Below are 17,946 nucleotides of genomic sequence, written 5' to 3' on the forward strand. Positions count from 1 at the left end.
CCCCCATTCGCGTCATTCCTGCCCCCGCGCCTTTCCGGCGCGAAAGCGGCTCTTCAAGGCGTCCGTCCCTCGGGTTCGCCATGCTCTTCACTCCGCCGCCGCGAGCGTCGTTCCGCGACGCTCCCTGGCCAGCTTCGACAGCTCGGCCATGGTCGCGCTGGCGCGGGCCACGGCGTTGGTCATGAAGAAATCGGGCACGCTCTCGGCGAAGGGCGCGCCGGAGAGCCCGCCCTCGGCCGCCGGAACGCCGCTCCAGACCGCCGCCTCGCGCGCGTCGACGGCCGCCAGCCTCGGGAACTCGGCGAAGAGCGCCTTGCGCAGCCCGGCGAGATCGTCGAAGGGCTGAGCCGCGCCCAGAGCCGCCGACAAGGCGCGCAGAGCCGCCCAGTCCTCGCGGGCCTCGCCCGGCGGCAGAGCCGCCGTCAGGGCCAGCTGCGGGCGGCCTTCCATGTTCACGTAAAGGCCCGGCTGCTCCAGCCAGGCGCCGGTCGGCAGGATCACGTCGGCGCGATGGGCGCCCTTGTCGCCGTGATGGCCCTGATAGACCACGAAGGCCGAACCCAGCCGCGACGGATCGAGTTCATCCGCCCCCAGCAGCCAGACCGCCTTGAGCGCGCCCGAAGCCGCGTCGTCGTAAATCTTCGCGATTCCGCCTTCCGAGGCGAAGCCGATCTCCAGACCGCCGACCCGCGAAGCCGCCTGATGCAGCAGGGCGAAGCCGGTCCAGTCCTCGCGGACGGCGCCGACGCTCTCCGCGAGGCCCATGGCCGCCGAAAGCACCGCCGCGCCGTCGGGACGCGAAACCGCGCCGACGCCGAGGATGATCAGCGGGTTCTTCGCCCTGGCGAGGGTCTCGCGCACCCAGTCCAGATTCGCCGCATCGGCGAGGGTCTCCGGACCCGCGCCCAGCCGCACGACGGGATAGGTCAGATCGACGTCGGGGCCGATGGCCGCGATCTCGGCGCCGTTGAGCCAGGCGCGGCGCAAGCGGGCGTTGAGCACCGCCGCCTCCTTGCGCGGATTGGCGCCGATGATCAGGATGGCGTCGGCCTGGTCGATCCCGGCGATCCCCGGATTGAAGAGCCAGGCGGCGCGGTTCTCCGGCGGCAGGGCGGCGCCCTCCTGACGGCACTCCACCCGCGTCGAGCCGAGACGCCCGAGCAGATCCTTCAGCGAATACATCGCCTCGACGGAGACGAGGTCTCCGGCGACGGCGGCGATCTCCTCGCCCTTCAGCCCGTGCAGCTTCGCGACGACATGGGCGAAGGCTTCGTCCCAGGTCGCCGGGCGGAGCTTGCCCTCATGGCGGATGTAGGGCCGGTCCAGACGCTGACGCCCCAGGCCGTCGATGGCGTGGCGGGTCTTGTCGGAGATCCATTCCTCGTTGACGTCGTCATGGTTGCGCGGCAGCACGCGCAGAACCGCCCTGCCCCGCACGTCGGCGCGGATGTTCGAGCCGAGCGCGTCCATGGCGTCGATGGTCTCGGTCTTGCGCAATTCCCAGGGCCGGGCCGCGAAGGCGTAGGGACGGCTCGTCAGAGCCCCCACCGGGCAGAGGTCCACCACATTGCCCGAAAGCTCGCTGGTCAGCGCCTGATCCAGATAGGAGATGATCTCGGCGTCCTCGCCGCGCCCCGTCGAGCCCATTTCGGTGACGCCGCAGACCTCGGTCGTGAAGCGGACGCAACGCGTGCAATGGATGCAGCGGGTCATCGCGGTCTTGACCAGAGGCCCGAGGTTGATCTCGTCATGAGCGCGCTTGGGCTCGTGATAGCGGCTGCCCGCCTCGCCATAGGCCATGGCCTGATCCTGAAGATCGCATTCGCCGCCCTGATCGCAGATCGGGCAATCCAGCGGATGATTGATCAGCAGGAACTCCATCACGCCTTCGCGCGCCTTCTTCACCAGAGGCGAGAAGGTCTTGACTTCAGGCGGCTCTCCGTTGCGTCCGGGCCGCAGATCCTTGATCTGCATGGCGCAGGAGGCCACCGGCTTGGGCATGCCCGCCACCTCGACCAGACACATGCGGCAGTTGCCCGCGATGCTCAGGCGCTCGTGATAGCAGAAGCGCGGGATCTCCGCCCCGGCCTGCTCGCAGGCCTGGAGGATGGTCATGTTCCCGTCGACGTCCATTTCGGCGCCGTCGACGACCAGTTTCAGCGTCTTGTTCATCGCCGTCTCCTCGCGCCCCTCACTCGGCCGCCACGGCCGCCGTGACGCGGCCTCTGCGCTTCGCCTTGATGCGGTCTTCGATCTCGTCGCGGAAATGCGTGATGAGGCCCTGGATCGGCCAGGCCGCCGCATCGCCCAGAGCGCAGATCGTATGGCCCTCGACCTGCTTCGTCACCGAGAGCAGCATGTCGATCTCCTCGATCTCGGCGTCTCCGCGCACGAGGCGGTCCATCACGCGCATCATCCAGCCCGTGCCTTCGCGGCAGGGGGTGCATTGCCCGCAGGATTCATGCTTGTAGAACTTCGAGAGCCGCCAGATCGCCTTGATGACGTCGGTGGACTTGTCCATGACGATCACCGCCGCCGTGCCGAGGCCCGACTTGTGCTTCGACAGATCGTCGAAATCCATCAGCACGTCGTCGCAGATCGACTTCGGCAGGCAGCGCACCGAAGAGCCGCCCGGAATCACCGCCTTGACGTTGTCCCAGCCGCCGCGCACGCCGCCGCAATGACGGTCGATCAGCTCGCGCAGAGGAATGGACATCGCCTCCTCGACCACGCAGGGCTTGTTCACATGGCCCGAGATGCCGAAGATCTTGGTGCCCTTGTTGTTGTCGCGCCCGAAGGAGGAGAACCACGAGGCGCCCCGGCGCAGGATGGTCGGGGCCACCGCGATGGACTCCACGTTGTTCACCGTGGTCGGGCAGCCGTAGAGGCCCGCGTTGGCCGGGAAAGGCGGCTTGAGCCGCGGCATGCCCTTCTTGCCTTCGAGGCTCTCCAGCAGGGCGGTTTCCTCGCCGCAGATGTAGGCGCCCGCGCCGTGATGCAGATAGAGGTCGAAATCCCAGCCGGAGCCCGCGGCGTTCTTGCCCAGAAGCCCCGCGTCGTAGCATTCGTCGATGGCGGCCTGGAGCGCCTCGCGCTCGCGGACGTATTCGCCGCGCAGATAGATGTAGGCCGCATGGGCGTTCATCGCGAAGCTGGCGATCAGACAGCCCTCGATGAGCGTATGCGGATCATGCCGCATGATCTCGCGGTCCTTGCAGGTGCCCGGCTCGGATTCGTCGGCGTTGACCACGAGGTAATGCGGACGCCCGTCCGTCTCCTCCTTGGGCATGAAGGACCATTTCAGGCCCGTCGGGAAGCCCGCGCCGCCGCGTCCGCGAAGGCCCGAGGCCTTCATCTCGTTGACGATCCAGTCCTTGCCCTTGCCGATGAGTCCGGCGGTGCCGTCCCAATGGCCGCGCGCCCGCGCCCCTGCGAGGGAGCGGTCGTGGAAACCGTAAAGGTTGGTGAAGATCCGGTCTTCGTCCTTCAGGAAATCGAACGCCATGATCTAAGCTCCCCGATCCGAAGGGTTTGACTCGTGAAGCGCCGCAAGGCGCGGGATTTCAGAATGCGCGGTCATGATGCGATCTCCGCGTTGATCTCGTTCGACAGCGCCAGCATGCGCACGAAGATCGCGATCATGAAGACGATCTCGGTGATCAGCAGGAAGATCAGCGCCGCGACCATGTAGGGAATCGCCAGATCCGGCCGGACGCCCGAAATCTCCGGCGCCACGAAGATCAGCAGAAGGGCGCTCACGAAGACGAAGAGCGGGCCCGCGCTGAACAGCTGCGCCCAGATCACCTCGCGCACGGGATTCACGCCGCCGGGCGCAGGACCCGCGACCCGCCGGCTCTGCGGCGAGGCCATGGACCTCGAAAAGAGCTTCACCCGACGCCGCAGCTCCGCCGAACGCGGCCAGAGCACGCCCCAGACGAGGAAGATCTGCGCGAGGGCGCCCACCGCCACCGCGCCCCGCGACACCAGACTCCGCGCTTCCGGCGAGGCGCCTTCGAACATGAAGATCACGAAGCTCGTCGCGGCGAAGGTCAGCAGACCGATCGCGCAGGCGACCGGCGCCCAGCCGCGCACCAGCCTCGCCGCATCCTCATAGACCGCCCTGCGGTCGCGTTCGCCTCGCCCGACCACGGTCATCCGGCCGCTCCCTGCGCCTGAGCCAGCGCCACCGAGGAGTTGACCGCCTCGCGGCTCTGGTCGCCCTGGGTCAGCGAAGTCGCGCCGCCGAGGGGCTCGGAGGCGAAGCGGCCGTTCTGCGGGCCCGGCTTCGGATATTCGCCCTTGCGGAAGGCTTCGAGGATCTTCTCCAGGCTCTCCGGCGTGAGATCCTCGTAATAATCGGAATGGGCGCCGCCCTTCACCTGGGAATGGATCTGGGCCATGGGCGCGTTGGTGCAGGCGCCGAGGCACTCCACCTCCTCCCAGGAGAGGTTTCCATCCGCGGAGGGCGTGTTGTGATGCGCCGAGATATGACGCTTGCAGACTTCGGTCAGCTCCTCGGAGCCGCGCAGCATGCAGGGCGTGGTCCCGCAGATCTGGACATGGGCCCTGCGTCCCACCGGACCGAGCTGGAACATGAAGTAGAAGGTCGCGACCTCCAGAGCCCGGATGTAGGGCATGGAGAGCTTGTCCGCGACATGTTCGATGGAGGCGCGGGTCAGCCAGCCGCCGTTCTGCTCCTGGGCGCGCCAGAGCAGCGGAATCACCGCCGAAGCCTGACGCCCGACGGGATATTTGCGGATCTGGCGCTCGGCCCAGGCCTCGTTCTCCGCGTTGAAGGCGAAGGGGCCGGCCTGAAGGGCGGCCTGGCTCAGACGACGGGTGGACATGCGCGACCTCTCGGACTTGCGGCCGTCGCGGCGGGGCTTGCTCCCCACAGCGGCGCGCGGACATCGAATGCGGTTTGCGGGGCGCTCATCGGCAGGGCGCTCCGATGTTCAGAAGGATCGTCGTCTCGCCCTCGGCGGTCTGACGTCCGGCGTCCCTGGTGGCGGCGAGGTCCAGAAGCGCCGCATCGACGGCTTCATCCCAGAGGCCTTCCGCATTTCCGGCCAGACGGGCGAACTCCTCGCCGGAGAGCGCGCATTCGCCCGCCTCGGCCCGGCTCAGCAGCGCCTGACGCAGAAGATTCGGCGCCTCCGCCGGATCGAGGCGGAGGATCTCCTCCTCGCGGCTGTCGGCCGGATTCAGCGCCGCGCAGAATTCGCCCGTGCGATAGACGATGCGGGTCGGGCCGAAGCCGCCGATCTGCGTGAAGTCGCCCTCGGAGAAGAGGTCGCCCATCGCCGCGACGAATTCGTCGCGCCGCGCGTCGAGCAGGGCGGTGAGGTCGGGATTGCGCGTCTCGATGACGCAATCATGCGTTTCGAGCAGATGCGCGAGTTCGCCCCGCATGTCGGAGGCGCCCTGCTCCAGAGGAGGCTTGGGATCAGCCGGACAGGCCGGATCCAGAAGGCTCACCCGCTCGGGGCGGCTCAGATGCAGCCGCGTCAGACCCTGACGCGTCAGGGAGAAGACGGCGTTCTCGACCTTCAGGCTTTCGCTCAGCCCCTCGTCGCGCAGGACGCCGCGCAGACGGGAGTTGATGAGCGTGCAGTCGTCGGCCGCCTTCAGCGCCTTCAGCACGGCGGCTTCATAGGGGCTGCGCTGCTCCTCGGCGCGCGCCGCCGCCCCGAAGGCCGCGAGGCCTCCGAGCAGGAGGGCCGCGAGAGGAAGGGCGCGGCTCATCTGTCCACCTCGCCGAAGACGATGTCCTGCGAGCCGAGGATGGCCGAGACGTCCGCCAGCTGATGCCCGCGGCAGAGATGGTCCATCGCCTGGAGATGCGCGAAGCCCGGAGCCCGGATGCGCATGCGGTAAGGCTTGTTGGTGCCGTCGGCCACGAGATAGACGCCGAATTCGCCCTTGGGCGCCTCGACGGCGGCGTAGACCTCGCCGGCGGGGATCCTGAAGCCCTCGGTGTAGAGCTTGAAGTGATGGATGAGGGCCTCCATGGAGGTCTTCATGTCGGCGCGGCGCGGCGGGGCCACCTTGTTGTCCGTGGTCAGCACCGGCTCGCCCGCGCATTGGTCGAGCTTGTCGCAGGCCTGGAGCATGATCTTCACGGATTCCCGCATCTCCTCCATGCGCATGAGATAGCGGCTGTAGCAGTCGCCGGTCTTGCCCACGGGGATGCGGAAGTCGAATTCCTCGTAACGCTCGTAGGGCTGCGCGCGGCGCAGATCCCAGCGCAGGCCCACGCTGCGGGCCACCACGCCGGTGAAGCCCCAGGCGTAGACGTTCTCCTCGGTCACGATTCCGATGTCGACGTTGCGCTGCTTGAAGATGCGGTTGTCGGTCAGCAGCCCGTCGAGGTCGTCCACGAGCTCCGGGAACGCATGGCACCAGGCGCGGATGTCGTCCACGAGCTTCTGAGGCAGATCCTGATGCACGCCGCCGGGCCGGAAATAGGCCGCATGCAGCCGCGCGCCGCAGGCCCGCTCATAGAAGACCATGAGCTTCTCGCGCTCCTCGAAGCCCCAGAGCGGCGGCGTCAGGGCGCCCACGTCCATGGCCTGGGTCGTGACGTTCAGCAGATGGTTCAGGATGCGCCCGATCTCGGAATAGAGCACCCGGATGTAGCTGCCCCGACGCGGAACCCCGATCCCGAGCAGCTTCTCGATGGCCAGACAATAGGCGTGCTCCTGATTCATCGGAGCCACATAGTCGAGCCGGTCGTAATAGGGCAGGTTCTGCAGATAGGTGCGGCTTTCGGCCAGCTTCTCGGTGCCGCGATGCAGCAGGCCGATATGCGGGTCCACGCGCTCGACGATCTCGCCGTCCAGCTCCACCACCATGCGCAACACGCCATGGGCCGCAGGATGCTGCGGGCCGAAATTCATGGTGAAGTTGCGGATCTCGCGCTCGGGCGTCAGGATCGCCTCGTTCGTCGCCTCGTCATGCGTGACTTCGGTCATGCGTCAGCCCCCCGCTTTCGCCTTGTCGTCGCCCGGCAGGATGTGGGGCGCGCCCTCCCAGGGGCTGAGGAAGTCGAATTGCCGGTATTCCTGGATCAGCTTCACCGGCTCGTAGACCACGCGCTTGCGCTCTTCGTCGTAACGCACCTCGACGTAACCCGTCGTCGGGAAGTCCTTGCGCAGGGGATGGCCCCGGAATCCGTAGTCGGTCAGGATGCGGCGGAGGTCCGGGTGGCCCGCGAAGATCACCCCGTTCATGTCGAAGACCTCGCGCTCCAGCCAGTCGGCGCAGGGATGCAGATCCACCACGCTCGGCGCGGCTTCGTCCTCGCGCACGCCCACCTTCACCCGCAGGCGCAGGTTCCTGCGCATCGAGAGGAAGTGATAGACCAGTTCGGTGCGCGCCTCGCGGCCCGGCCAGTCGAGGGCGCAGAGATCGGTGAGCTGGTCGAAGCCCAGATCCGGCTCGTCGCGCAGACGACGGATCGCCTCATGCAGCCCCTCCAGAGGCAGGACCAGGGTGAGTTCGCCGAAGCGGATCCCGGTCGATCCCTCGGGGAAGGCGGCGCCGAGCTGTTCGGCCAGAGCGTTCAGATCCGCCATGGGCGCATCTCCTCAGCGGGCGATGGAGCTGGTGCGGCGGATCTTCCGCTGCAATTGCAGGATGCCGTAGATCAGGGCCTCGGCGGTGGGCGGGCAGCCGGGAACGTAGATGTCCACCGGAACCACGCGGTCGCAGCCGCGCACCACCGAATAGCTGTAATGGTAATAGCCGCCGCCATTGGCGCAAGAACCCATCGAGATGACGTAACGCGGCTCGGGCATCTGGTCGTAGACCTTGCGCAGCGCCGGAGCCATCTTGTTGGTCAGGGTGCCCGCGACGATCATCACGTCCGACTGACGCGGCGAAGCGCGCGGCGCGGCGCCGAAGCGCTCCATGTCGTAGCGCGGCATGGAGGCCTGCATCATCTCGACGGCGCAGCAGGCCAGGCCGAAGGTCATCCACATCAGCGAGCCGGTGCGCGCCCAGGCGATGAGGTCGTCGGCGGTGGTGAGGATGAAGCCCTTGTCCGCCAGTTCGTCGGACAGAAGGCGCGTCGCGTGCTCCCTGTCGGGACCGGCCGAAGCGATCACTCCCATTCGAGGGCTCCTTTGCGCCATTCATACACGAAGCCGATGGTCAGCACGGCGAGGAAGACCATCATCGACCAGAAGCCGAAGGACCCGATGAACCCGAAGCTCGCCGCCCAGGGGAAGAGGAAGGCCGCCTCCAGATCGAAGATGATGAAGAGGATGGCCACCAGATAGAACCGCACGTCGAATTTCATGCGCGCGTCGTCGAAGGCGTTGAAGCCGCATTCATAGGCCGAAAGCTTCTCGGCGTCGGGGCGGCTGGGGGCGAGGAACACCGCCGCCAGAATGAAGGCGAGGCCAAGCCCGACCGCCAGAGCGAGGAAGACGACGATGGGAAGATATTCCCGCAAAAGATCGTTCATGCGCCCTCTCCCGATCCTGTCCGATCCATCCGCGAAGCGGCGCGGCGCGCCGTCCGAACGCAGCTAGTGGATAGCCCCCGACGCGGCTGGCGTCAATCATGTGCGGCGCGAAATGAGGCGTCCAAAGCCTTTTCGCCGCAGCAGGAGGCGGAGGGAAGCCCCAGAAAAACCGAGGAAAATCGTCGGATTTACGGACGCAGGAGAAGAGCCGCCCCCGGAAGGGGAATTAATCTCTTGCAAAACCGTAATATTCCCTATTTCGTACCAAACAGGCGGTCGCCCGCGTCTCCGAGGCCAGGCACGATGTAGCCCTTCTCGTCCAGCTTCTCGTCCACCGCCGCGACATAGACCGGGACGTCGGGGTGGACGTCGTGGAAATTCTTCAGCCCCTCGGGAGCCGCCAGCAGCGACAGGAAGCGCAGACGCTGCGCGCCATGCGCCTTCATGGCGGTCACGGCGGCGGCGGCCGAATGGCCCGTGGCGAGCATGGGATCCACGATCACCACGAGTCGGTCGTCCAGATCCTCCGGCGACTTGAAGTAATAGGAGACCGGCTGAAGGGTCTCCGGATCGCGGTAGAGCCCGATATGCGCCACCCGCGCCGAAGGGACCAGATCCATCATGCCCTGAAGCAGGCCGTCTCCGGCGCGCAGCACCGAGGCGAAGACCAGCTTCTTGCCCGCCAGGCGCGGCGCCATCATCATCGCGACCGGCGTGATGATCGGGACCATCTCGAGTTCGAGATCCCGCGTCAGCTCGTAGCAGAGCAGATGCGAGATCTCCTGAAGCAGACGCCGGAAGCTCGCCGTGGAGGTGGCCCGGTCGCGCATGATCGTCAGCTTGTGCTGGATGAGCGGGTGGTCGATGATCCGCACGTCTCTCATGGCCTGCTCCGCTCCCCTGCTTTCGGTCAGGCCAGCGGTTTACGACGACAGAGACGCCTCGTCCAGACGCTTGATCAGCCGCGCGCGGGTCGGCTCGTCGCAGAAGGCGGCCTCCAGCGCGGCGCGCGTGATTCCCCGCAGATCTTCGGCGCTCAGGCCGAAGGCCGCGGCGGCCTCGCGGTAGTCGCGCGTCAGGGTCGTGCCGAAGAAGGGCGGGTCATCCGTGGAGATCGTGACCTTCACGCCCGCGTCGCGGAGCCTCCCGAAGGGATGGGCCGCGAGATCCGGATAGACCTCCAGCACCACATTCGAGATCGGGCAGACCTCCAGCGCGATTCCTTCCGCGACGAGGCGGCGGACAAGCTCCGGATCCTCCGAGGCGCGCACGCCATGGCCCACCCGCTGGATCTTCAGATGGTCCAGAGCCGCCGCGACGCTCTCCGGCCCGCCGAATTCGCCCGCATGGGCGGTCAGCTTCAGACCGGCCTCGCGGGCGAGGTCGAAGGCGGGGGCGAAGTCGCGCGGATGATGCATGCGCTCGTCTCCGGCCATGCCGAAGCCGGTCACATAGGGATGCGCCGTCTTCGCCACGAGGCCCGCGACGCGCTTCGCGTTCTCCGGGCCGTAGCCGCGCACGCAGAGCGGAATCAGACGCGCCGTGATTCCATGGCTCTTCTCGGCGCCCTCGATGGCCCGGACCACGGCGGCGAGATACTCCGCCCACGAGACGCCCGTGGCCTCGGCGTGATCGGGCGAGACGAAGAATTCGGCGTAAAGCGTGTTCTGCGCGGCCAGACCTTCGAGGACCGAGCGCGTCAGGGCCTCGTAATCCTCGGGGGTGGTGAAGACCGCCGCCGCCGCGTCATAGGCCGCGAGGAACTCCGAGAAGCCGCGCCAGACATAGCGCCCGTCCTGGACCAAGCCCTTCAGATCGACGCCCTTCTTCGCGGCCAGAGCCGCCACGAGCTCCGGCGGCGCGGCGCCCTCCAGATGGAGATGAATTTCGGCCTTCGGAATCGAATCCACGTTCAACACTTGAATATCCTTACAGGAAAGAAATTCCATGACGGCCCGGCGCCAGCCCCAGATGAGCCGCCAGCGTCTCGCCCATGTCGGCGAAGCTCGCCCGCGCCCCGACGGAGCGCGCCATGCGCCCCGGACCCGTCGCGAGAATCGGAACCTGCTCGCGGGTGTGGTCGGTGCCGTGCCAGGTCGGATCATTGCCGTGATCGGCGCTGACGAGGGCCAGATCGCCCGGACGCAGCTTCGCCAGAAACTCCGGGAGGCGCGCGTCGAACGATTCGAGCTGCGCGGCGTAGCCCATGGGATCGCGGCGATGGCCGAAATCCGAATCGAACTGCACGAAATTCGCGAAGACCAGATCGCCCGGCTGCGCCGAATCCGTCGCCTCCAGCAGCCGGTCGAAGAGCTCCATGTCGTCCTTGCCCTTGAGGATCTCCGAAACTCCGTGATGGGCGAAGATGTCGGCGATCTTGCCGATGGTCCAGGTGCGCCCGCCCGCCGCCTGGACGCGGTCCAGGAGGGTGGGCTCCGGAGGCGGAATGGCGTAGTCGCGCCGATTGGGCGTGCGCTTGAACTCGCCGCGGCGCTCGCCGAGGAAGGGCCGCGCGATCACCCGTCCGATCATCAGGGGGTCGAGGATCCTGCGCCCCGTCTCGCAGAGCTTCAGCAGGCGCTCCAGCCCGAAACGCTCCTCATGGGCCGCGATCTGGAGCACCGAATCCACCGAGGTGTAGAAGATCGGCCAGCCGGTGCGGATATGCTCCTCGCCGAAATCCTCGATGACCTCGGTGCCGGAGGCGTGGCGATTGGCCAGAGAGCCTTCCGTCCCGGCGGCCTTGTGCAGGGCCTTGAGCACCTCCGGCGGGAAGGCCGGGACGCGCTCGGGGAAATAGCCCCACTGGAAGGGCACCGGCAGACCCGCGATCTCCCAATGGCCCGAGGGTGTGTCCTTGCCCTTGCTGACCTCGCGGGCGCAGCCCCAGATTCCCCGAGGCTCGGCGCCCAGGCCGGGCGGAACGCGCCCCGTCGCCAGTTCGCAGGCCCGGCCCAGGCCCAGCGCGTCGAGATTGGGCAGATTCAGAGGCCGTCCCGCCTCCGCCCGGGCTTCGGCGATATGGCCGAGCGTGTCGGCGCCGTCGTCTCCGAAGGCGGCGGCGTCGGGCGCGCCCCCGATCCCCACCGAATCCATCACCAGCAAGAAGGCGCGGGCCATTCAGACGATCCTCTCCAAAATCGCCGCGACCGGCTCGGCCTCGGGGGCGATCCGGCAGGCGGCGCGCAAGGCGCGTTCGGCGGCTTCGGCCTGAGCCTCGCTGCGCGCGTGCACGACGCCCAGAAGACCGGCCGCCGCGCCCACTCCGGCGAGTTCGGTGAAGCCCACCGCGAAATCTATGGCGTCCTCGGGCCGCCGCCGACCGCCGCCCAGCTCGATCACGGCGAGGCCGATCTCGCGGGCCCGGACGCTCCGCACGAAGCCTTGCTCCTGCGCGAAGATTTCGCGTCTGACCGGGGCTTGCGCAAGATGCCGCCGCGGATTTTCGAGGAAATCCTTCGGGCCGCCCAGAGCCGCCACCATCCGCGCGAAGCGTTCCGCCGCCGCGCCGGAGTCCAGAGCCTTTTCAGACATCTCCAGCCCGGTCTTGAAGTCGGGGGCGAGCTTCGCCAGCCGCAGGGCCTCGGCGCAGAGCGCGAGCGTGACCTCCAGCAGACGCGGGTCGCGGCGGGCGCCGGTGAGGAACTCCACGGCGTTGAGGGTCTCCAGGGCGTTGCCCGCCGCGCTGGCGAGGGACTCGCCCATGTCGGTGATGAGCGCGCCGGTCTGCATGCCCGCGCCCCGCCCGACCAGAAGCAGGCTCTTCACCAGCTCCTCGGCCTGGGAGCGCTCGGCCATGAAGGCGCCCGAGCCGGTCTTGACGTCGAGGACCAGGGCGTCCAGACCCGCCGCCAGCTTCTTCGAGAGGATCGAGGCCGTGATGAGATCCACCGATTCCACGGTGCCGGTCACGTCGCGGATGGCGTAGAGGCGCTTGTCCGCAGGCGCCAGCTCGCCCGTCTGGCCGATGATCGCGCAGCCCGCCTCGCGGACCACCTTGCGCAGCAGGGGAAGATCCGGCTGCGTGACGTAGCCCGGCACGGCGTCGAGCTTGTCCAGGGTGCCGCCCGTATGGCCGAGGCCGCGCCCCGAGATCATCGGCACATAGGCTCCGCAGGCCGCCAGGATCGGCGCGAGCATGAGCGAGACGTTGTCGCCGACGCCGCCGGTGGAATGCTTGTCCACGGTCGGGCCGGGGAGGTCCGACCAGTCGAGGACTTCGCCGGAATCGCGCATGGCCTCGGTGAGGGCGACGCGCTCGGCGACCTCCATCTTCCGGAAGAAGACCGCCATGGCGAAGGCCGCCGCCTGACCCTCGGAGACCTCGTCGCGGGTCAGGCCTCCGATGAACTCCTTGATCTCCGCGGCGGAGAGCGTCTGTCCGTCGCGCTTGCGGCGGATGATTTCCTGAGGAAGCATAAGGGCCTCACGCGAGATCTTGAAGGAAACGCCTCACCACGGCGATGAAGCGTCCGGCGAGTTTGGCGCCCTCCTCCTTCGTCTCCTCATGGCTGAGGGGAAGGCCGGTCATGCCCGCGCCGAAATTGGAGATCGCCGAAACCGCCCCCACCCGCAAGCCGAGATGCCGCGCGAGGATCACCTCGGGCACGGTGGACATGCCCACGGCGTCGGCGCCCAGAAGCCGCGCCATGCGGATCTCGGCGGGAGTCTCGAAGGAGGGGCCGGAGAACCACATGTAGACGCCCTGAAGCTCCGGCTGGCCCTCGGCCTTCAGAGCCGCCAGCAAAGTCGCCCGAAGCTCGGGATCATAGGCGTCCACCATGTTGACGAAGCGGGAATCGCCCTGCTCGCCGATCAGCGGATTCAGCCCCGACCAGGAAATATGGTCGTTGAGGACCAGCAGCGAGCCCGGAGGCGCATCCTCGCGCAGAGAGCCCGCCGCATTGGTCAGCAGCAGCCTGGAGACGCCGAGCGCCTTGAAGGTCTCCAGCGGGACGCGCATGATCTTGGGGTCGCCATGTTCGTAATAATGCGCCCGTCCGGCCAGCAGGGCCACGTCGCGCCCCGAGAGGCGGCCGAGGATCAGCTCGCCCTTGTGAGATGAAACCCCCGAGCGAGGAAATCCCGGCAGATCCTTGAAGGGAAAGCGCCGCGCGCCCTCCACCTCCTCGGCCAGAGCCCCGAGGCCCGAGCCCAGGACCACCGCCACGGGGTCTGTTCCCCAGGCGCCGCCCATTGCGCGGCGGATGAATTCGGCGGCTTCAGTCATCGGAGGACTCCAGGGAAAAGGCGGCGGGCAGAAGCTCGCCCAGCGTGAAGCTGCGGCGCAGGCCCTCCGGCCCGACCGAATGCACCGGAGTCGCGGCGGCGCCGAACTCCGCCAGACGCTGACGGCAACCGCCGCAGGGCGTCAGGGGCGCGGGGGAATCTCCGGCCACGCAGACCTCCGCGATGCGGCGCTCGCCCGCCGCGATCATCGCGCCGATGGCCGAGGTCTCGGCGCACCAGCCTTCGGGGAAGCTGGCGTTCTCGACGTTCGCCCCGACGTAGATCCGTCCCGAGGCGCTGCGGATCGCCACGCCCACCGCAAAACGCGAATAGGGCGCATAAGCCTTCTCGCGGACTTCGAGCGCCGCCTTCAGAAGATCCTGCATCGCTCAACGCTCCTTGACGTAAGGCACGCCGCCCGCCTTGGGCGGAACGGCCTTGCCGATGAAGCCCGCCAGCAGGATCACCGTCAGGATGTAGGGCAGGGCCTGGATGAACTGCACCGGCACCACGCCGACGCTCGGCAGCGAGACTCCCTGAAGCCGGTTGGCCGAAGCGTCGAGGAAGCCGAAGAGCAGGCAGACGAACAACGCCGGAACCGGACGCCATTTCGCGAAGATCAGCGCCGCAAGGGCGATGTAGCCGCGTCCGGCGGTCATGTTGTTGAGGTAGCCCGCGTTCAGGCCGATGGCGAGATAGGCCCCCGCCACTCCACAGAGCGCGCCGCAGATGATCTGTCCGGAATAGCGCAGCCGCGCGACCGAAACGCCTGCGGTGTCCACCGCCGCCGGATTCTCGCCCACCGCCCGCAGGCGCAGACCGAAGCGCGTGCGGCTCAGCAGCCACCAGGCGAGGAAAGGCGCCAGAAAGGCGAAATAGACGAGGATGTTGTGGCCGGAAACCACATCCGCATAGAAGCGCCCGACGGGCCCCATCTGGGCGGCTTCGGCGGCGTAAGGCAGATCGATGGAGGTGAAGCGTCCCGAAACCGGCGGCGCCGGAGTCTTGCCGCCCTGCTCGAACCAGCTGTGCCCGAGCACCGCCGCCAGTCCCAGAGCGATGAAGTTGATCGCCACGCCCGAGACGATCTGATTGCCGCGCTGGGTCACGCAGGCGAAGGCGTGGACCAGTCCGAAGAAGACCGAGGCTCCGATGGCCGCCAGCAGCGCGATCCAGGCCGAGCCGGTGAAGACCGCCACCGCTCCGGCCGCGAAGGCCCCCGCGATCATCTTGCCTTCGAGCCCGATGTCCACCACGCCCGCGCGCTCGGTGAAGAGCCCCGCCAGACAGGCCAGCAGAAGCGGTGTCGAGAGCCGCACCGCGGAATCCAGAACGTTGAGGAAGGTCAGCCAGTCCATTGGGTCTTTCCTCCCCTCAGGCCGCGCGCGGCGCGAAGATCCGCGCCAGAGCCGGACGGAACAGATTCTCCAGAGCGCCCGAAAAGAGGATCACGAGGCCCTGGATCAGGATCAGCATGTCGCGGCTGATGCTGGGCTTCTCGAAGGCCAGCTCGCTGCCGCCCTGATAGAGCATCCCGAAGAGCAGGGCCGCGAAGATCACCCCCAGAGGATGCGAACGGCCCATCAGCGCCACCGCGATCCCCACGAAGCCTGCGCCTCCGGGGAACTCCAGCAGGAGCCGTCCCTGATCGCCCAGCACCGGATTCAGCGCCATCATGCCCGCCAGAGCGCCCGAAATCAGCATGGCGATGATGATCACCCGCGCGATGGGCACGCCCGCATAGGCCGCCGCCGAAGAATTATGCCCCAGCGCCCGGATCTCGTAGCCGAGCCGCGTCCGCCAGAGCAGCAGCCAGACCCCCAGAGCCGCCAGAACCGCCGCCACCAGCGCAAGATTCGCCGGAGACCCGCCCAGATCCACCCCGAAAGGCGCGAGGATCTCCGACAACCGGGGCGGCACGGCCTCGGCGTCGAAGAAGCGCGTCCCCGGCGACATGCTGCCCGCGCCGGGGTTCAGCACATCGACCAGCAGCCAGGCCATCAGCGAGGCGGCGATGAAGTTGAACATGATCGTCGTGATGACGATGTGGCTGCCGCGCTTCGCCTGCAGCACCGCCGGGATCCAGGCCCAGAGCGCCCCGAAGAGCGCCGCCCCGATCACCGCCAGAGGCGCCAGAAGCCACCAGGGCAGATATGGGTCGAGGCCCAGCGCGACCAGCGCCACCCCCAGACCCCCGATGTAGGCCTGTCCCTCGCCGCCGATGTTGAACAGCCCCGCATGAAAGGCCACCGCCACCGCCAGCCCGGTGAAGATGAAGTTCGTGGCGTAGAACAGCGTGAATCCGACGCCTTCGCCATAGCCGAAGGCCCCGTACAGGATGATCCGCGCCACATCGAGCGGATTCTCGCCGATCAGCGCGACCACCAGTCCCGCCACCGCGAAGGCCGCGACGAGATTCAACAAGGGGATCAGGCCGAAATCGACCCATAAAGGCAGTCTGGCGGCCGGTTGGCTCATGGTCCGGGCTCCATCATGCGAGCGCCTGAAGCGGGGGAATCCTGGGCGGAAGAGGGCGAGGCGTCCGGAGAGGACGTCAGGCCCCGCATGAAGCTTTCAGAACGACCGCCTGAAGACAAGCGGGAACGCGCGGAGATCTCCACGTCGGCCCTCGGGCGCGCCGCGCCTGAGGCGGGGCTCACGCCGCGCCTCTTTCGCCCGCCCCCGTCACGCCCGCCATCAGCAGGCCGAGTTCGCGTTCGTCGGCCTCCGGCGAGCGTTCGCCGACGATCCGGCCGTCGAACATCACCAGCACCCGGTCGGACAGGGACCGGATCTCGTCCAGCTCCACCGAGACCAGAAGGATCGCCTTGCCCGCGTCGCGCATCTCGATGATGCGCCGGTGGATGAACTCGATGGCGCCGATGTCCACGCCGCGCGTCGGCTGGCCGATGAGCAGCGCATGAGGCCCGCGCTCGAACTCCCGCGCCAGGACGATCTTCTGCTGATTGCCGCCCGAGAAGTTCGCCGTCTTCAGACGGCTGTTCGGAGGCCGCACGTCATAGGCCTCCATCTGGCTCTGACATTCCGCCTCGATGGCCGCCCGGTCGAAGAGCGCCCCGCCATAGCGATGATCGAGGTGATAGCCGAGGATCGAATTCTCGCGGGTCTCGAACTTCAGCACGAGGCCCATCTTGTGGCGATCCTCGGGGATATGCGCCAGCCGCATTTCGCGGAGCGCCCGCGGATCATGCGGGATCGGCGTCCCGTCGAGCAGGATCCGCCCCGAAGTCGGCCTGCGCAGGCCCGCGATGGCCTCCAGCAGCTCCGATTGCCCGTTGCCCGCCACGCCCGCGATGCCGACGATCTCGCCGCGCCGCACCGTCAGGGAGACGTTCTTCAGCCGCTCGACGCCGGCGCCGTCGCGCAGGGTGAGGTTCTCGACCGTCAGCGCCGCAGGTCCGGGATTCGCCGGGCCCTTCTCGACCTTCAGCAGCACCCGCCGCCCGACCATCATCTCGGCGAGCTGCTCGGGACTGGTCTCGGCGGTGCGCACCGTGCCGACCATCCTGCCCTGACGCATCACCGAAACCGCGTCGGTGATGGCCATGATCTCGCGGAGCTTGTGCGTGATGATCAGGACCGTCTTGCCCTCGGCGCGCAATTGCCTGAGCACCTCGAAGAGCTGGTCCGCCTCGTCGGGGGTGAGCACGCCGGTCGGCTCGTCGAGGATGAGGATCTCGGCGCCGCGCGTCAGGGCCTTGAGGATCTCGACGCGCTGCTGCGCCCCCACGGGCAGATCCGAGATCAGGGCGTCGGGATCCACCTCAAGCCCGTGTTCGCGGGCGAGCTCCGCCAGTTTCGCGCGAGCCTCGGCCTTGCCCTTGCCGAGCAGGGCGCCGCCCTCGGCGCCGAGCAGCACGTTTTCAAGGACGGTGAAGTTCTCCACCAGCATGAAGTGCTGATGCACCATGCCGATCCCGAGCCGGATGGCCTCCTGGCTGTCGCGGATCCTGACCGGCTGGCCGTTCACGCGGATCTCGCCGGAATCGGCCTGATAGAAGCCGTAGAGGATCGACATGAGCGTCGATTTCCCCGCGCCGTTCTCGCCGACGATTCCGTGGATCGCGCCCTTCGCGACGCGCAGGTGGATGTCCGAATTCGCCTTGACCGGGCCGAAGCTCTTGCTGACCCCGATCAGTTCGATGGCCGCCGGGACCGCTGTCGGCTCCGTCTTGTCCAGGTTCATCCGGAATCCCCCCTGCGCCTTCCAGGCTTCTGATTCAGAA

General features: G+C 67.8%; 18 protein-coding genes. All 18 read right to left on the reverse strand.

The genetic code is table 11. From position 1 onward, the window contains the following. Window positions 1-87 precede the first annotated feature (87 nt). The 18 genes from nuoG to PHN62_RS15195 all read right to left on the reverse strand — a co-directional run bounded on the left by nuoG (window position 88) and on the right by PHN62_RS15195 (window position 17,906). A complete protein-coding gene (gene nuoG, locus PHN62_RS15110) occupies window positions 88-2,172 on the reverse strand; it encodes an NADH-quinone oxidoreductase subunit NuoG (RefSeq protein ID WP_300152079.1) in 2,085 nt (694 codons plus the stop codon). A 19-nt stretch (window positions 2,173-2,191) separates the two neighbouring features. After that, window positions 2,192-3,505, reverse strand: coding sequence for an NADH-quinone oxidoreductase subunit NuoF (gene nuoF, locus PHN62_RS15115; protein WP_300152081.1), 1,314 nt, complete (start codon window positions 3,503-3,505; stop codon window positions 2,192-2,194). A 71-nt stretch (window positions 3,506-3,576) separates the two neighbouring features. Continuing rightward, a complete protein-coding gene (locus PHN62_RS15120) occupies window positions 3,577-4,155 on the reverse strand; it encodes a hypothetical protein (protein WP_300152083.1) in 579 nt (192 codons plus the stop codon). Next, window positions 4,152-4,847 carry an NADH-quinone oxidoreductase subunit NuoE gene (gene nuoE, locus PHN62_RS15125; RefSeq protein WP_300152085.1) on the reverse strand — a complete coding sequence of 232 codons (696 nt, stop codon included), beginning with the start codon at window positions 4,845-4,847 and terminating at the stop codon, window positions 4,152-4,154. The genes PHN62_RS15120 and nuoE overlap by 4 nt, the downstream gene beginning before the upstream one ends. Before the next feature lie 85 nt (window positions 4,848-4,932). Further along, entirely contained in the window at window positions 4,933-5,745 is an 813-nt protein-coding gene (locus tag PHN62_RS15130; RefSeq protein WP_300152087.1) for a hypothetical protein, read from the reverse strand. Continuing rightward, window positions 5,742-6,974 carry an NADH-quinone oxidoreductase subunit D gene (locus PHN62_RS15135; protein WP_300152089.1) on the reverse strand — a complete coding sequence of 411 codons (1,233 nt, stop codon included), beginning with the start codon at window positions 6,972-6,974 and terminating at the stop codon, window positions 5,742-5,744. The genes PHN62_RS15130 and PHN62_RS15135 overlap by 4 nt, the downstream gene beginning before the upstream one ends. Before the next feature lie 3 nt (window positions 6,975-6,977). Beyond that, window positions 6,978-7,577, reverse strand: coding sequence for an NADH-quinone oxidoreductase subunit C (locus PHN62_RS15140; protein WP_300152090.1), 600 nt, complete (start codon window positions 7,575-7,577; stop codon window positions 6,978-6,980). Between the two features lie 12 nt (window positions 7,578-7,589). Continuing rightward, a complete protein-coding gene (locus PHN62_RS15145; protein WP_300152092.1) occupies window positions 7,590-8,114 on the reverse strand; it encodes an NADH-quinone oxidoreductase subunit B family protein in 525 nt (174 codons plus the stop codon). After that, window positions 8,105-8,470, reverse strand: a complete 366-nt coding sequence (locus PHN62_RS15150; protein WP_018633533.1) for an NADH-quinone oxidoreductase subunit A — start codon at window positions 8,468-8,470, stop codon at window positions 8,105-8,107. The genes PHN62_RS15145 and PHN62_RS15150 overlap by 10 nt, the downstream gene beginning before the upstream one ends. Before the next feature lie 254 nt (window positions 8,471-8,724). Beyond that, window positions 8,725-9,354: a uracil phosphoribosyltransferase gene (upp, locus tag PHN62_RS15155; RefSeq protein ID WP_300152095.1), complete on the reverse strand. Its 630-nt coding sequence runs from the start codon at window positions 9,352-9,354 to the stop codon at window positions 8,725-8,727. A 39-nt stretch (window positions 9,355-9,393) separates the two neighbouring features. Then, the gene (locus PHN62_RS15160) at window positions 9,394-10,389 is read right to left on the reverse strand and encodes an adenosine deaminase (protein ID WP_367187039.1); all 996 of its coding nucleotides are present in this window, start codon (window positions 10,387-10,389) and stop codon (window positions 9,394-9,396) included. A 10-nt stretch (window positions 10,390-10,399) separates the two neighbouring features. After that, window positions 10,400-11,590: a phosphopentomutase gene (locus tag PHN62_RS15165; RefSeq protein WP_300152097.1), complete on the reverse strand. Its 1,191-nt coding sequence runs from the start codon at window positions 11,588-11,590 to the stop codon at window positions 10,400-10,402. Further along, entirely contained in the window at window positions 11,591-12,889 is a 1,299-nt protein-coding gene (gene deoA, locus PHN62_RS15170; RefSeq protein WP_300152099.1) for a thymidine phosphorylase, read from the reverse strand. 7 nt (window positions 12,890-12,896) lie between these two features. Further along, window positions 12,897-13,667: a purine-nucleoside phosphorylase gene (locus PHN62_RS15175; protein WP_300152126.1), complete on the reverse strand. Its 771-nt coding sequence runs from the start codon at window positions 13,665-13,667 to the stop codon at window positions 12,897-12,899. A gap of 25 nt (window positions 13,668-13,692) precedes the next feature. Further along, complete coding sequence (locus PHN62_RS15180; protein WP_300152101.1) at window positions 13,693-14,085, reverse strand: cytidine deaminase; 393 nt, start codon at window positions 14,083-14,085, stop codon at window positions 13,693-13,695. A gap of 3 nt (window positions 14,086-14,088) precedes the next feature. Further along, complete coding sequence (locus PHN62_RS15185) at window positions 14,089-15,057, reverse strand: ABC transporter permease (protein ID WP_300152103.1); 969 nt, start codon at window positions 15,055-15,057, stop codon at window positions 14,089-14,091. Between the two features lie 16 nt (window positions 15,058-15,073). Beyond that, window positions 15,074-16,177, reverse strand: coding sequence for an ABC transporter permease (locus PHN62_RS15190; RefSeq protein ID WP_300152105.1), 1,104 nt, complete (start codon window positions 16,175-16,177; stop codon window positions 15,074-15,076). Between the two features lie 178 nt (window positions 16,178-16,355). Next, complete coding sequence (locus PHN62_RS15195; RefSeq protein ID WP_300152107.1) at window positions 16,356-17,906, reverse strand: ABC transporter ATP-binding protein; 1,551 nt, start codon at window positions 17,904-17,906, stop codon at window positions 16,356-16,358. Window positions 17,907-17,946: the final 40 nt, after the last annotated feature.

Source organism: Neomegalonema sp. (assembly GCF_028688855.1).
Classification (GTDB): domain Bacteria; phylum Pseudomonadota; class Alphaproteobacteria; order Rhodobacterales; family Rhodobacteraceae; genus Neomegalonema.